This is a genomic window from Pseudomonas sp. OTU5201, assembly GCF_038440135.1.
Lineage (GTDB): Bacteria > Pseudomonadota > Gammaproteobacteria > Pseudomonadales > Pseudomonadaceae > Metapseudomonas > Metapseudomonas resinovorans.
Map to the genome: position 1 here is coordinate 1 of NZ_JASATC010000060.1, position 15507 is coordinate 15507.

Consider the following 15507-nt stretch of genomic DNA (forward strand, 5'->3'; position numbering starts at 1 on the left):
CCGCTATACCCCGCCCCGCGACGGCACAGGAACAGTCGAAGGCGACCAGGCCAGCCTGCTCAGCCAGCGCGAACGCGCTGTGCTGCAACTGCTGGCTGAGGGCTTCTCCAACCAGGAGATCGGCGGCTACCTGTTCATTTCGGTGAACACCGTGAAAACCCATACCAAGAAGATCAATAGCAAGCTCGGCGTGAAGCGCCGCACGCAGGCGGTAATGCGCGCCAAAACGCTGGGCCTGCTGGTCTGACAGTGCCCGGCTCCGCGCTGAATGCAGAACCGTAGCCCGGATGAAATCCGGGAATTTCGCCGCGCCTGATCCCGGATTTCATCCGGGCTACCGACAACACGAACGACTTCCGCCTCCGCGACAATATGGCGCAACCCCCGGTGCGGCTGGCCTGCGCGCGAACTACGCTTCTCCCTGCAAACAGGTCGAAAGCCATTCTTGACCCTGTAGTCAAACATTTTCAAAAGCTACAGAACGCCCATTTTCCGCCGCCTTATGGCAACTATTAAAAAGTCTGATTAACAGTGCTCCAGCCATTAACGGCAGGATGTTAAGGACTGCAAGCCTGTACTGGCGCCGCTTTGATGGAAAGTCATTCAGCTTCGGGATAGGACGCGGTTCCGGTTAGACCGACCAACAAGGGCCTCTGCCAGCCGCGGCGGGGCCTGGAAGGCCAACCAGAGATGATAGGTCTAAACATGACTTGTAGTTATTAGAGCGTTTTACTCCAGAACTGCTTGAAGCAGTTGCGGTTCCGATTGCAGAATGCCGCGCCTCTAAGGGTTCGGCCGTTGCGATACCAGGCTGTTGAAAGGCGGATCCGCCTCGCCAGAGCACCATCCGTAGTGCACTGGTTCACCAGATCGATCACGCAGGAGATTTGAAGTGCACATCGGTGTTCCTCTCGAAACCCACGCCGGGGAGACGCGGGTTGCCGCAACACCCGAGACCATCAAGAAGCTGGTGAGCCAGGGCCACCAGGTGACGGTGCAAAGCGGTGCCGGCGTCAGCGCCTGCATTCCGGACAGCGCCTTCGAAGCCGTTGGCGCTGCCATCGGCAATGACGCTGCTGCCTTTGGTGCCGACCTGGTGCTGAAAGTGGTTGCCCCGACCGAGGCCGAACTGGCCCACATGCGCGTAGGCGCGGTGCTGGTCGGCATGCTCAACCCCTTCAGCAACGAGATCATCGCGCGCATGAACGCCCGCGGCATCACCGCCTTCGCCCTCGAAGCGGCGCCGCGCACCTCCCGCGCCCAGAGCCTCGACGTGCTGTCTTCGCAGGCCAACATCGCCGGCTACAAGTCGGTGCTGCTGGCCGCTCACCACTATCCGCGCTTCATGCCTATGCTGATGACCGCTGCAGGCACCGTGAAGGCCGCGCGCATCCTCATCCTCGGCGCTGGCGTTGCCGGCCTGCAGGCCATCGCCACGGCCAAGCGCCTGGGTGCGGTGATCGAGGCCTCCGACGTGCGCCCGGCGGTGAAGGAGCAGATCGAATCCCTCGGCGCCAAGTTCGTCGACGTGCCCTTCGAGACTGATGAAGAGCGCGAATGCGCCCAGGGCGTCGGCGGTTACGCCCGCCCGATGCCGGCCTCCTGGATGGAGCGTCAGGCCAAGGCCGTGCACGAGCGCGCCAAGCAGTCGGACATCGTCATCACCACCGCACTGATCCCGGGCCGCAAGGCACCGACCCTGCTGCACGAGGCCACCGTTGCCGAAATGAAGCCGGGCTCCGTGGTCATCGACCTGGCCGCCTCCCAGGGTGGGAACTGCCCGCTGACCGAAGCCGACCAGGTGGTGATCAAGCACGGCGTGACCATCGTCGGCCACAGCAACCTGGCCGCCATGGTCCCGGCGGACGCTTCCGCCCTCTATGCGCGCAACCTGCTGGACTTCCTCAAGCTGGTCATCGACAAGGACGGCCAGTTCAATCTCAACCTCGAAGACGACATCGTCGCCGCGTGCCTCATGTGCCGCGACGGCCAGGTCGTCCGTAACAATGGCTAAGGGGAAGCGGATATGGATCTGATTTCTGACGGCATCTACAACCTGATCATCTTCGTGCTGGCCATCTACGTCGGCTACCACGTCGTGTGGAACGTCACCCCGGCCCTGCACACCCCGCTGATGGCCGTGACCAACGCCATCTCGGCGATCGTGATCGTCGGCGCCATGCTGGCTGCCGCCCTCACCGTGACCCCGCTGGGCAAGACCATGGGCACCCTGGCCGTGGCCCTGGCAGCGGTGAACGTCTTCGGTGGCTTCCTGGTCACCCGCCGCATGCTGGAAATGTTCAAGAAGAAAGCGCCGAAAGCGGCTGCGGAGAAACACTGACCATGAGCATGAACCTGATCACTGTTCTCTACCTCGTCGCCTCGGTGTGCTTCATCCAGGCGCTCAAGGGCCTGTCGCACCCGACCTCGTCGCGTCGCGGCAACCTGTTCGGCATGGTCGGTATGGCCATCGCCGTACTCACCACCGTCGGCCTCATCTATAAGCTCGGCGCGCTTGCTTTGAAAGACGGGGGGGCCACCCAGGGCATCGGCTACGTCATCGTCGGCCTGCTGGTCGGCGGCACCGCCGGGTCGATCATGGCCAAGCGCGTTGAAATGACCAAGATGCCGGAACTGGTCGCCTTCATGCACAGCATGATCGGTCTGGCCGCCGTGTTCATCGCCATCGCCGCCGTGGTCGAGCCGCAGTCGCTCGGCATCGTGGCCGCCCTGGGCGATGCCATCCCGGCCGGTAACCGCCTGGAGCTGTTCCTCGGCGCAGCCATCGGTGCCGTCACCTTCTCCGGTTCGGTGATCGCCTTCGGCAAGCTGTCGGGCAAGTACAAGTTCCGCCTGTTCCAGGGTGCTCCGGTGCAGTTCGCCGGCCAGCACAAGCTGAACCTGGTGGTCGGCCTGGCCATCATCGGTCTCGGCCTGTACTTCACCTTCACCGGCAACATCGCAGCCTTCGCCCTGCTGGTGGCGCTCGCCTTCGTCATCGGCGTGCTGATCATTATCCCGATCGGCGGCGCCGACATGCCGGTGGTGGTGTCCATGCTGAACAGCTACTCGGGCTGGGCGGCGGCCGGTATCGGCTTCTCGCTCAACAACTCGATGCTGATCATCGCCGGCTCCCTGGTGGGCTCCTCGGGTGCGATCCTCTCCTACATCATGTGCAAGGCGATGAACCGCTCCTTCTTCAACGTCATCCTCGGTGGCTTCGGCGCCGAAGCCGACGCAGGCGCAGGCGCAGCAGCCGGCAGCAAGGAGCAGCGTCCGGTGAAGTCCGGCTCGTCTGACGACGCCGCCTTCCTGCTGACCAACGCCGACAGCGTGATCATCGTTCCCGGCTACGGCCTGGCGGTGGCTCGTGCCCAGCACGCGCTGATGGAACTGTCCGAGAAGCTGTCTCACCGTGGCGTGAACGTGAAGTACGCGATCCACCCGGTTGCCGGCCGCATGCCGGGCCACATGAACGTCCTGCTGGCCGAGGCCGAAGTGCCTTACGAGCAGGTGTTCGAGATGGAAGACATCAACTCCGAGTTCGGCCAGGCCGACGTGGTACTGGTGCTCGGCGCCAACGACGTGGTCAACCCGGCCGCGAAGAACGATCCGAAGTCGCCCATCGCCGGCATGCCGATCCTGGAAGCCTTCAAGGCCAAGACCATCATCGTCAACAAGCGCTCCATGGCCAGCGGCTACGCCGGCCTGGACAACGAACTGTTCTACATGGACAAGACCATGATGGTGTTCGGCGACGCGAAGAAAGTGATCGAGGACATGGTCAAGGCTGTCGACTGAGACCTGCCCCGCGATACCGAAACCCCGGCCTGGTGCCGGGGTTTTTGTCTTCAGCGCCGCCGGAATGCCAGCCTCCCCGACAAAAGGCCCTGAATAGAGCCATTTCTTCGACCTTGGTATAGAAGCCGGGCACAGCCTCAGTCCCTAGACTGCGCGGCTCCCACCCGTTGTCCGAGGTTTTCCCATGTACTCTGATCGCGTGCGCCTTCCCTCCCTGCTGGGCAAGGTGATGAGTGCGGCCGAGGCCGCTGCCCTGATCGAAGACGGCATGACCGTCGGCATGAGCGGTTTCACCCGCGCCGGCGAAGCCAAGGCCGTGCCACAGGCTCTGGCCGCACGAGCCAAGGAGCAGCCGCTGCAGATCAGCCTGATGACCGGCGCGAGCCTGGGCAACGACCTCGACAAGCAGCTCACCGAAGCCGGCGTGCTGGCCCGCCGCATGCCCTTCCAGGTGGACAGCACCCTGCGCAAGGCGATCAATGCCGGTGAGGTGATGTTCATCGACCAGCACCTGTCGGAAACCGTCGAACAGTTGCGCAACCACCAGCTCAAGCTGCCCGACATTGCCGTGATCGAAGCGGTGGCCATCACCGAGCAAGGTCACATCGTGCCAACCACCTCCGTGGGCAATTCCGCCAGTTTCGCGATCTTCGCCAAGCGCGTGATCGTCGAGATCAACCTGGCTCACAACCCCAACCTGGAAGGTCTGCACGACATCTATATCCCCACTTACCGACCGACCCGCACGCCGATCCCGCTGACCCGCGTGGATGATCGCATCGGCAGCAGCGCCATTCCGATCGATCCGGCCAAGATCGCCGCCATCGTCATTACCCAGCAGCCGGACTCCCTGTCCACCGTGCTGCCGCCGGACCACGAGACCCAGGCCATCGCCGACCACCTGATCGACTTCTTCAAGCGAGAAGTGGAAGCCGACCGCATGAGCAACAGCCTCGGCCCGCTGCAGGCCGGCATCGGCAGCATCGCCAACGCGGTGATGTGCGGCCTGATCGATTCGCCGTTCCAGGACCTCACCATGTATTCCGAGGTGCTGCAGGATTCCACCTTCGATCTGATCGACGCTGGCAAGCTGCGCTTCGCCTCGGGCAGCTCCGTCACCCTGTCCGCGCGCCGCAATGCCGACGTGTTCGGCAACCTGGAGTGCTACAAGGACAAACTGGTGCTGCGTCCGCAGGAAATCTCCAACCACCCTGAAGTAGTGCGCCGCCTGGGCATCATCGGCATCAATACCGCGCTGGAATTCGACATCTACGGCAATGTGAACTCCACCCACGTGGGCGGCACCAAAATGATGAACGGCATCGGCGGCTCCGGCGACTTCGCCCGTAATGCCCACCTGGCCATCTTCGTCACCAAATCCATTGCCAAGAGTGGCGCCATCTCCAGCGTAGTGCCCATGGTCAGTCACGTGGACCACACTGAGCACGACGTCGACATCCTGGTCACCGAACAGGGTCTGGCCGACCTGCGCGGCCTGGCACCTCGCGAGCGCGCCCGCGCGATCATCGACAACTGTGTCCACCCGGATTACCGCCAGCCGCTGCAGGATTACTTCAGTGCAGCCTGTGCCAAGGGCGGTCACACCCCGCACCTGCTGCGCGAAGCCATGTCCTGGCATATCAATCTGGAAGAAACCGGTCGGATGCTGGCCAACTGATCTGCTCTGAACAAAACAGTTATGGGCTTGTAACATTCGATTCTGATAAAAAGGTCAGAAAACAGTTTCTGCAAATCCAGAACTGTACTGTTCAAAAGCCCTACTGCTTGTTATTTATGCAGGAAAAATTACTGTTTCCCGTTGGATCACGAGTGATTCAACGGGGCACCCGTACAGTTTTGCGTTATTTCAGCGAAACAGTTGATAAGCATGCTAACAAAGACCAACACAATTTAGAGCAACTGTGACTACAGTCGTGGCTGTTCCGGGTAGATCATAGGCACCAGTTGATAACCAAGCCCCGTCACAAGCGGGAAGGACCTGCCGCCATGGAACGTACCCTCAGTTCCGACCTGATTTTCGAAAGCGCCGAACAATCCCCGAAATCCTCGTGGGCCCTGCGCACCATTTCCACCCTGCTGCTGTGGCAGCGTCGCATCGCCAGCCGTCACCAGCTGGCCATGCTGGACCACCGCCTGCTGGCCGACGCCGGCATCAGCGAAGCCCAGCGCGAAGCCGAACTGAACAAGCCCTTCTGGCGCTAAGCAGTTCGCCGGGCCAAACGGCCCGCAGGCAATACCCCAGACAGAACCCGTCGCCGCCCGCGACGGGTTTCGTCGTTCTGGGCCCAGGAATTCTCCCAGCCCCCCCCTGCCCGCAGCCGTCTCAGCGGTGCTGACACAGCTGTCCCTGTTCTGACCAGCACAGTTTCACACAATCAACATCTGCTACAGCACAATTCAACCTGACTGTGACTGCACAGCCTTGCTGCCGAACGGGATCATGACTGTCCATAAGCCATCCCCGTCTCGCGGCGGGAAGGAAAAGCGCCATGGACCGCACCCTCACTGACTCCTCGTCTACCCAGCTCCAGACCGGCCGCCCGCGCACTCACTGGTATCTGCGCCTGTTTGCCACCCTGGCCCAGTGGCAGCGCAATGCCCGCACCCGGCACCAGCTCGCACAGCTGGATGCACGCGCCCTGGCGGATGTGGGTATCAGCCCGAGCGAGCGCTACCAGGAACTGGAGCGCCCGTTCTGGCGCTGAGCCAGCACTGGCCCGGAAGGCCCATTTTGACTAGGCTTTCTCACCAGCAGGCAGCGCTTCTCGCGCTGCCGCTCCGGTCAGTCAAAGGAGCCCCCCATGACCTCTATTCGCCTGCTCAGCGCGGCCGCACTGCTGATGCTCGTTACCAGCGCCTCGGCCACCAGCTTCGTGGTGACCACCGATACCGTGGTCAATGCCACCGCGGCCACCTCGGATGCCACCTCCGACGTCACCTCCTCGTTCAAGGACGACAAGATCGTGCTCGCCGCCCGTGACGACGCTGCCAGCTTCGTCGCCAGCGCCGGCGACATCCGTGGCGCTCAGCTGGAAGCCGCGTTCAAGCACATCCGCAGCGCCCAGCCGCAACTGGCTGCCAACGACCTGCAACTGGCCCAGGCCATCCTCGCCCTCTGACGGCCCCCATCGGGCCGCGCACAACGCGCGGCCCATCGGGCTGCACCCCCGTGCTGCCTGGCTCTCGTCTGCCCATTCCGCTAACCTTCGCGCCCTAAATCCACGGCTGAGAACTGCCGAAGGATATTCCCGTCCAATTACCTTAGAAATTTCCAACGGAGAGCCTCCATGCGCCGCTCGCTGTCTGTCGCAGCCATCGCCCTTTCCCTTGTTGCCGGTGCCGCCCAGGCCCAGACCCTGGTGGCGACCAGCAACATCATCGTCCGCGCGCTGGACCGCACCATCGACTTCACCTCCGATACCACCACCTCTATCCGTGACATGAAGGTGGTGATCGCCGCCCGTGACGATGCCGCCAGCTTCGTCGCCAGCGCCGGCGAAATCCGTGGTTCCCAGCTGGAGGCCGCCTTCGGCGCCCTGCGCGAGCAGTTCCCGCAGGCCCGCGAGGCCAGCGACCTGGCCTTGGCAGAAAGCATCCTCGCCCTCTGACCCCGCACGAGTATCCGCCTCTGAACATCTGGTTGCGCCTGATCTGCCTGGGCGGCCTGCTGCTGGCGGCCACGGCCCGGGCCGACCTGCGTTTGGTGCTGGACGCCGAAGGCCTCACCCCAGCCCAGCGCCAGGCCAGCCAGCAGCTGCTGGACGAAGCCTACGCCGCCCTGCCACCGGCCTTCATCCAGCACCTGGATCGGGATGTGGAAGTGGGCTGGAGCGTTGATCTGCCGGAAAACAGTTACGGCCGCGCCACCCGTTTCGACGCCCTGGTGCTCAACCGCAACCTGCTCGCCAGCCTGACCGATGGCAGCGCGGCCACCCAGAAGACCGACCGCGTCCACGGCACCGTGCGCCGCGAAATGCTCGCCACCGTGCTCCACGAGCTGACCCATCTCTACGACCGCGCCCGACTCTGGTCCGCCGCCGACCGGACGCAACAGTTCCGCTGTCGTAACCAGGCCGGCAGCAGTGGCCTGGTGGGCTTGCCGGGCGATTGCCGAGGCCAGACAGCACGACGCTTCACCTTCAGCGACGACCCGCGCCTGCTCGATCTCGCCGGCTGGCCGCAGTACGTCGGCAAGCGCGGCCTGCGCGAACAGGAAAACCACCAAGTGGCGCGCAGCCCGGACATCTACGAGCTGAAGAACCCCCGCGAATTCGTCGCGGTGAATATGGAGTACTTTCTCCTCGACCCGGCCTATGCCTGCCGCCGACCGACGCTCTATCGCTACTACCGCGCGCACTTCGGCTGGGCCCCGGCGCAGCGGGCCGACTGTAACGACGGCTACGCCTACCTCAACGCCGGCCGCGACTTCGCTAAGCAGCCACTGGGCAAGCTCGATCCCGAGCGCGTCTACGAAGTCGACTACCTGTTCGCCGAGGCCAACCAGAACTGGGTCAGCCGCTGGGGCCACAGCATGCTGCGCCTGGTGATTTGCGCTCCGGGTCGCCCGCGTGGGCCGGACTGCCGCCTCGACCTCGACCAGCATCTGGTGCTCTCCTACCGCGCCTTCGTCGGCGACGTACAGCTATCGAGCTGGGACGGCCTCACCGGTGCCTACCCCTCCCGCCTGTTCGTGCTACCACTGCACCAGGTGATCGAGGAATACACCAAGGTGGAACTGCGCAGCCTCGCCTCGGTACCGCTCAAGCTAAGCCGCGGGGAGGTCGACGCCCTTGTGGAACACGCAGCCGAGATGCACTGGAGCTACGACGGCGACTACTGGTTCCTCTCCAACAACTGCGCGGTGGAGACCCTCAAGTTGCTCCGCAGCGGCACCGACCACCCGGCGCTGCGCGACCTCGACAGCATCATGCCCAACGGCCTGCTGAAGCTGCTGGAGAGTCGCGACGTGGCCGACCGCACGCCGCTGGAAGATCCCAGGGAGGCGCTGCGCCTGGGCTATCGCTTCGACTCCTTCCGCGACCGCTACCAGGCCATGTTCAAGGTCATCCGCGAGCGGCTGAAGGTGCCTCAGGAAGAGGTGGAAGACTGGCTGGAACTGACTGCCGAACAGCGCCGCCCCTGGTTCGACAACGCCGACCTGCGCGCCAGCGCCGCCCTGCTCCTGCTGGAGCAGGCTGCCCAGCGCCGCCAGTTGCTGCTGGCCCAGGACGAACTCAAGCGCAATTACCTCAGCTCCCGCGAGCAGGCCGGGCAGACCCGTTTCGCCAAGGCCGGCGGTACCCTGGAACAGATGCTCGCCAACAGCGGCTTCCTCAGCCGCCCGGCGGAGCTGCTGCAAGGGGGCTACGGGCTGCCGCAGAGCGCCGAATGGCAGCGCCTGGCGGCAGAAAGCAGCAGCCGCCAGCAGACCATGCGCAAGCTCAACGACGACCTCGACCGCGAAGTGCGCAGCCTGCTGGAGCCCCAGCGCATGGCTGAACTGAATGCCACCGAGGCCAACCTCAAGGCCATCGGCGCGCACCTGCGACAGCTGCACAAGGACGCCGGCGGGCTCGTGCTCCCATGATCGCTTGCTGATGGCCCCTCACAGCACCTCCTCATCCTCCTCCGGCAATTGCGGATCCAGATGCAGCCAGGGCAAGCGGCTGCTCACCCAAATGTGCCGGTCCGCCGGAACAACCTCCGGATGGTCGAGTGTGGCGATAGTAACGTCCAGGGTGCTGGGACTGAGGCTGGTAAGCAGCGCCAGCTGGCTGCTGCAACGCGGACAGAAGTAACGGATGCAGGTCGCGGATGAGGCGTATTCGGCCGGCGTGCCGGCCGTCCAGCGGAAGCTCGCGAGCGGTACCGTCGCCCAAGTGGTTACGATTCCCCCGGTGGTGCGCCGGCAGATCGAGCAGTGGCAATGGGCGACATCGCGCAGCGGTGCTTCAACAACGTAGCGCAGCTGCCCGCAATGACAGCCGCCAGTATGGAGTTCGGCCATGGTGGTCTCCGGCTTGCGCACTGCCTTTCACCCTAGCAGGCGGTTGCATGCCACCGATCCGGAATTGAAGATAGAGCGTCCCCAGCTGACCCGGATGTCGCCGTGCTGATCCTCCTCCAAGCCCTCTGGCCCCTCTTTGCGTTGATCGTCGGCGGTTATCTGTTGCGCCGCTGGGACTTTCCTGGCGAAGCCTTCTGGCCCGCCGCCGAACGGCTGAACTACTTCATCCTCTTCCCCGCCCTGCTGTTCAGCAGCCTGGCCACCGCCCCACTCGACAACCCGGCCTTGCCGCAACTGGCCCTGGCGGTGTTCCTCGGTCTCGGCATCGGCTGGCTCACGCTGCTGCTGGCTCGGCGCCTGCTGGGTTGGCCCGCGGCGCGCTTCGGCGCCATCACCCAAGGCATCCTGCGTTTCAACACTTACCTGGGCCTGGCGGCCATTGGCAGCCTCTACGGCAAGGACGGCCTGGCCATGGCCGCGCTGATGCTGGCGCTGATGGTGCCGACAGTGAACCTGATGTCGGTCTGGGCGCTGACCGCCGAACGTGGCGTGAGCCTGCGTGGCCTGCTATTGCCGATGGCGAAGAACCCGCTGATCCTCGCGTGTCTGGCCGGCGCCCTGGTCAATCTCGCCGGGTTCGGCCTGCCTGGCGGCACCGAGCGCCTGCTCAACCTGCTGGCGGTGGCCAGCCTGCCGCTCGGCCTGCTCTGCGTCGGCGCGGCATTGCGACCGCAGCAGCTGGCCGGCGAAGTACCAGCACTGGCCTGGACCTGCGCACTGCGGCTGCTGGCCATGCCTGCACTCGCCTTTGCGGTGGCTCGCGTGCTCGATCTGCCCACCATGGAAAGCAGCATCCTGGTGCTGTTCTTCGCCCTGCCCACCGCGCCTACCGCTTATGTACTGACCCGTCAGCTCGGCGGCGACAGTCACTTCATGGCCGGGATCATCACGCTGCAGACGCTGCTCGCCGCAGGCTCGCTGCTGCTGGTCATGCGCAGCGTATCTGGCTGAAGCGGCACGGCGGACATCCGCCATTCGTCGCCAAAACTCCACACAATCGGCTCCGATCACCGCCGAAAGCTGGCTGAAAGGTTGCGCGCTTAGCATCCGCCCCATTGCCGGCACGAGACCGGCAACCCGACAACAACAAGATTGGTGATCGCCATGTTCCGTTCCTGCTGCCGTCCCGGCACCCCTCCGCCCGCTCTCCGCACGCCTTCGGCCACGCGCTGACCCGCCCCCGTCCCGCCCGAATCACGTCCGGAGAACTGCCATGCTGACTCTGCTCGGCTTCGCCATGGTCATCTGCTTCATGTACCTGATCATGACCAAGCGCCTGTCCGCCCTGATCGCCCTGATCATCGTCCCCATTACCTTCGCCCTGATCGGCGGCTTCGCCGCGGGCATCGGTCCGATGATGCTGGAAGGCATCAGCAAGCTCGCCCCCACCGGGGTGATGCTGATGTTCGCCATCCTCTACTTCGCCCTGATGATCGATTCCGGCCTGTTCGACCCGGCCGTGCGCAAGATCCTCAAGCTGGTGAAGGGTGACCCGCTGAAGGTGTCCATGGGCACCGCCGCCCTGGCCCTGATCGTCTCCCTGGACGGTGACGGCGCCACGACCTACATGATTTGCGTCGCCGCCTTGCTGCCGCTGTACAGCCGCCTGGGCATGAGCCCGCTGATCATGGCCGGCCTGATCATCCTCGCCGGCGGCATCATGAACATGACCCCCTGGGGCGGCCCCACCGCCCGCGCGGCCAGCGCCCTGCACGTAGACCCCTCGGACATCTTCGTGCCGATGATCCCGGCCATGGTCGCCGGCGCCATCGCCCTGTTCGGCCTCGCCTGGGCCTACGGCAAGCGCGAACGTGCGCGTCTCGGCGTGCTGCACCTGCCGGACGACCAGCTCAACCATGACGAGATCAGCGTTTCGCAGTACCCGGAAGCCCGCCGGCCCAAGCTGCTGTGGGTGAACGGCGCGCTGACCGCTATTTTGATGGTGACCCTGATCGCCGGCCTGCTGCCGCTGCCCGTGCTGTTCATGATCGCGTTCAGCATCGCCATGATCATCAACTACCCCTGCCTGCAGCAGCAGAAGGAACGGGTCGCGGCCCATGCCGGCAACGTGCTGGCGGTGGTCGGCCTGATCTTCGCGGCGGGTATCTTCACCGGTATCCTGTCCGGCACCGGCATGGTGGAAGCCATGTCCAAGAGCCTGCTGGCGGTCATCCCGCCGTCCATGGGGCCCTACATGGCGGTGATCACCGCGATCGTGAGCATGCCGTTCACCTTCTTTATGTCCAACGACGCTTTTTATTACGGCGTATTACCGGTTCTGGCCGAGGCAGCGAGCCATTACGGCATCAGCCCGGTCGAGATGGCGCGAGCGTCTATCGTAGGCCAGCCGGTGCATCTGCTGAGTCCGCTGGTACCCTCCACTTACCTGCTGGTGGGCCTGGCCAAGGTCGAATTCGGCGACCACCAGCGCTTCACGTTGAAGTGGGCGGTGATGATTTGTCTGTGTATCCTCGTCGCCGCTTTGCTGCTGGGTGTATTCCCGCTCTTTGGGTCGCACTGAGCCGCTGAATGACACCCCGAACAAGCCGGAATCTGCGTAAGCTCCTTCCGGCTTGTTCGTACTCTCCCCAAACCAAGAAACTCACGAGGATCAACGCATCATGGAATGGCTGACCAGCCCGGAAATCTGGGTCGCCTTCTTCACCCTGACCGCCCTGGAGATCGTCCTCGGCATTGACAACATCATCATGATCGCCATTCTCGTGGGCCGCATGCCGCCGCACCTGCAGGCGCGCACCCGCCTCTTCGGCCTGGCGCTGGCGATGATCACCCGCATCCTGCTGCTGCTCTCCATCACCTGGATCATGCGGCTCACCACCGATCTCTTCCACCTGTTCGGCCAGGGCATCTCCGGTCGCGACCTGATCCTGTTCTTCGGCGGCCTGTTCCTGCTGTGGAAAAGCACCACCGAGATGTACCACAGCCTGGAAGGCGAAGATGAGACCGGCGCGCAGCCCTCGGGTGCGGCACGCAACTTCATCGGCACCATCATCCAGATCGCCATCATCGACATCGTGTTCTCCCTGGACTCGGTGATCACTGCGGTGGGCATGGTGTCCCACGTGCCGGTGATGGTTGCCGCGATCATCGTTGCCGTCCTGGTGATGATGCTGGCCGCCGGCACCATCAGCGACTTCATCGACAAGCACCCGAGCCTGAAGATGCTGGCCCTGGCCTTCCTGGTGGTGGTCGGTACCGTGCTGATCGCCGAATCCTTCGAAGTTCACGTGCCGAAGGGTTACGTCTACTTCGCCATGGCCTTCTCCCTGGCCGTCGAAGCGCTCAACATCCGCATGCGCATCGCTCGCGGTCGCAAGGAAGACCCGGTGAAACTGCGCAAGGACATTCCCGGGCAGTAAGCCGAAGCAATGAAGAACGGGGCCGATTGGCCCCGTTTTTCATTGCGCACGGCTTACTTGTAGGGGCGAGTTCATTCGCTATGTCTGCGTTAGCTGTTGCGAGAAATTTCCCATTCGGCCAAGAGCCTTGTTGGAGCTGGCTTGCCAGCGAAACGGGGCCATTCGCCGGCAAGCCAGCTCCTACGGGCAATACAGCTGCCTGCAACACGCAATGCAGACATAGCCAATTCATTCGCCAAGGGCTGCGCAGCTGCCCCCCGCGCGGTTCAAGGGCAGAGCTTCGGCCTGCCTAGCGAATGAATTCAATACCCCTTCAACTCCTCCGCCTTGAAGCCACGGAAGCTGCCGCCCAGTACCAGCCTGAGCAGGCTGTCCATGGTCTGCAGGTCGTTGTCGAAACCGCCGTGGCTGGTGCTTCGGCTGACCGGGCTGCTGGTGTCGGCCACCATCAGGGTGCTACCGGGCGGCAGCGGCGGCTGGAACTTCTGCATGCCGAGCAGCGGTACCCGCCGCTGCTTGTCTTCCAGGGCGTTGGAAACCAGGTAGAGCAGCGACTTGCGGTAAGCCCCGGCGACGTTGTCTTCCTGCTCGGCCTGATCCGACAGGACGAACAGGGTCTGCTGGCGAATGTCCTTGCCCAACGCCTTGAGAAAGGTCGACTGGTACAGATCCAATGTGCAGGCCGGGGCGAACAGCACCAGGTTGTCGATGACCGGGCCATTCAGCGCCTGCCAGACCTGCAACAACCGCGCATGCCAGATGGAGCCGGCGCTGTGCCCCACGAGGTGAACCTTGGGTGCCTGGCCCCCCTGGGCCGCCAGCCAGCCGATCAGGCGTTGCAGCACCAGCGTGCCCGCCGCGCCCTTGCGGAAGGCCCGCTCGGCGTCCAGCTTCATTTCCTGCCAGAGCGCGAAGCCGGCCGGCTGTACCAGCTTCTCCATCTGGTTGTCCCACCAGGAGCTCACCGATCCTACGCGTTCTCCCACCAGCGGCAGCTTGCTGAAAAGAATGTCGCCCAACTCGGCCAAGAGGCCGGTTTCCCAGATGAAATGCAGTTCATGAACACCGTTATCGCGACAGGCCGGCCGCCATTTGAAGACGCGCATGGCCGAACCGTTCACGCTGTTCAAACCACCGTGGGCATAGAGCAGCAAGTGTTGCGGCTTGCTGTGTTGCAGCTCTTCGATGATGGCGTCCAGCTGGGTCAGGTCCGAGGCGTACTGGCCCAGGCCGTCGAAGTGGCCATCGTCGATATGCAGGTAATGCAGATAGATCGCCTCCTGGGGCGGGCCCTGCAAGGACAGGCGCGCGGTGCCGCCATCGGATGCGTAGTGAGTGGCGGTATCGGTAACGCCATGGTTGACCGCGACACCCAGCTGGGCGACCCACACATCCCAGACATTGGCCTCGAAATCGGCGTAGCTCCACAACGCCACCCCGCCGTGCATGGCCTTGCCCTGGCGGTAGCTGCCCCAGTCAGGCCCCCAGGAGTTCTGCACCAGAAAACCATCACGGGTGTAGCCGACGATGGCGAAGGCGTGCCCGCCGCCGACGTCCAGCGCGTCCGGCTTCCAGTCGATCACCCCGCGCCGAGGCGAACGCCAGCCCTCGTGGGTACGCGCCGAGGCGAACAGCACGCCAACGTCGCGCAGCGCCGCCTGGACGTCGTTGATCCGCGAGAAGACCCGAAAATAGGCACCTAGGGGGATATCCAGCGCCTCCTGCTGGATCGCCGGGGTCAAGCCGCTGCCACCCAGCCAACTGCCCTCCAGGCAGACACCATGCTTGTGCCAGCCCTTCATGGCGCCTCGGGCGCTGCTGAAGTCGTAGTTCTCCCCCGGCCACTGGTCATAACGCCGGGCCATGGCGAAGAGCATCTCCGGACTGGCGCGGCCGGGCAGCGCACGTCGGCCACGCAAGTAGTTGATCGCTGCGGCCAGGCCGAAACCGGTACAGGCGCCTTCCGCGCCCTGGTCGAGGATGTGCAGTAACGGCCAGTCCGGATAGAGCTCGTCGGGCAGCGGCGCAAGGGACGCGGAATAGGTGAGGTCGCGAAAATCCATGGAGTCGCGGCGGACATCCAGTCGCTTGCCTGCAGCCTTTCTGCGGGGTTTCGTCAATTCGGTGCGCTTGGCCATGCTGACCTCCCTGTCCAGGTCGGGGCTGTATAGGCAAGGATTGACCGCATTCGCTGGCCAGGCGGGATTGCGGACGAATGGTGGCCCCGCTGCCGGGGGA

General features: G+C 64.0%; 15 protein-coding genes. 13 read left to right on the plus strand and 2 right to left on the minus strand.

Annotated features, from left to right (window positions below):
* The 10 genes from AAHM40_RS25065 to AAHM40_RS25110 form a co-directional block, all read left to right on the plus strand.
* The coding region (locus AAHM40_RS25065) for a response regulator transcription factor (RefSeq protein ID WP_342247108.1) at window positions 1–247 on the plus strand (247 nt) is incomplete at its 5' end.
* 645 nt (window positions 248–892) lie between these two features.
* Complete coding sequence (locus AAHM40_RS25070; protein WP_342247109.1) at window positions 893–2014, plus strand: Re/Si-specific NAD(P)(+) transhydrogenase subunit alpha; 1122 nt, start codon at window positions 893–895, stop codon at window positions 2012–2014.
* A 12-nt stretch (window positions 2015–2026) separates the two neighbouring features.
* Entirely contained in the window at window positions 2027–2341 is a 315-nt protein-coding gene (locus AAHM40_RS25075; protein ID WP_003458205.1) for an NAD(P) transhydrogenase subunit alpha, read from the plus strand.
* Between the two features lie 2 nt (window positions 2342–2343).
* Window positions 2344–3801 (plus strand): NAD(P)(+) transhydrogenase (Re/Si-specific) subunit beta, encoded by a 1458-nt coding sequence (locus AAHM40_RS25080; RefSeq protein ID WP_342247110.1) that lies wholly within the window; start codon window positions 2344–2346, stop codon window positions 3799–3801.
* Between the two features lie 184 nt (window positions 3802–3985).
* Entirely contained in the window at window positions 3986–5479 is a 1494-nt protein-coding gene (locus tag AAHM40_RS25085; RefSeq protein WP_342247111.1) for an acetyl-CoA hydrolase/transferase family protein, read from the plus strand.
* A 329-nt stretch (window positions 5480–5808) separates the two neighbouring features.
* Window positions 5809–6024: a DUF1127 domain-containing protein gene (locus AAHM40_RS25090; RefSeq protein ID WP_028627123.1), complete on the plus strand. Its 216-nt coding sequence runs from the start codon at window positions 5809–5811 to the stop codon at window positions 6022–6024.
* Between the two features lie 287 nt (window positions 6025–6311).
* Window positions 6312–6527, plus strand: coding sequence for a DUF1127 domain-containing protein (locus tag AAHM40_RS25095; RefSeq protein WP_342247112.1), 216 nt, complete (start codon window positions 6312–6314; stop codon window positions 6525–6527).
* A 96-nt stretch (window positions 6528–6623) separates the two neighbouring features.
* Entirely contained in the window at window positions 6624–6941 is a 318-nt protein-coding gene (locus AAHM40_RS25100) for a DUF2388 domain-containing protein (protein ID WP_342247113.1), read from the plus strand.
* Between the two features lie 168 nt (window positions 6942–7109).
* Window positions 7110–7430, plus strand: coding sequence for a DUF2388 domain-containing protein (locus AAHM40_RS25105; RefSeq protein WP_280282125.1), 321 nt, complete (start codon window positions 7110–7112; stop codon window positions 7428–7430).
* 26 nt (window positions 7431–7456) lie between these two features.
* A complete protein-coding gene (locus AAHM40_RS25110; RefSeq protein ID WP_446731623.1) occupies window positions 7457–9409 on the plus strand; it encodes a DUF7844 domain-containing protein in 1953 nt (650 codons plus the stop codon).
* Between the two features lie 18 nt (window positions 9410–9427).
* Here the strand turns inward: AAHM40_RS25110 and AAHM40_RS25115 are convergent, their stop codons facing one another.
* On the minus strand, window positions 9428–9829 hold the full coding sequence (locus AAHM40_RS25115) for a GFA family protein (RefSeq protein ID WP_342247114.1): 402 nt from the start codon (window positions 9827–9829) through the stop codon (window positions 9428–9430).
* A 63-nt stretch (window positions 9830–9892) separates the two neighbouring features.
* Between AAHM40_RS25115 and AAHM40_RS25120 the strand changes: the two genes are divergently transcribed.
* From AAHM40_RS25120 to AAHM40_RS25130, 3 genes are all read left to right on the plus strand, one after another.
* Entirely contained in the window at window positions 9893–10840 is a 948-nt protein-coding gene (locus tag AAHM40_RS25120) for an AEC family transporter (RefSeq protein ID WP_446731624.1), read from the plus strand.
* A 262-nt stretch (window positions 10841–11102) separates the two neighbouring features.
* Window positions 11103–12410: a CitMHS family transporter gene (locus tag AAHM40_RS25125; RefSeq protein WP_342247116.1), complete on the plus strand. Its 1308-nt coding sequence runs from the start codon at window positions 11103–11105 to the stop codon at window positions 12408–12410.
* A gap of 100 nt (window positions 12411–12510) precedes the next feature.
* Window positions 12511–13269, plus strand: a complete 759-nt coding sequence (locus AAHM40_RS25130; RefSeq protein WP_342247117.1) for a TerC family protein — start codon at window positions 12511–12513, stop codon at window positions 13267–13269.
* Between the two features lie 302 nt (window positions 13270–13571).
* Here the strand turns inward: AAHM40_RS25130 and AAHM40_RS25135 are convergent, their stop codons facing one another.
* On the minus strand, window positions 13572–15407 hold the full coding sequence (locus tag AAHM40_RS25135; protein ID WP_342247118.1) for a C1 family peptidase: 1836 nt from the start codon (window positions 15405–15407) through the stop codon (window positions 13572–13574).
* Between the last annotated feature and the right edge of the window lie 100 nt (window positions 15408–15507).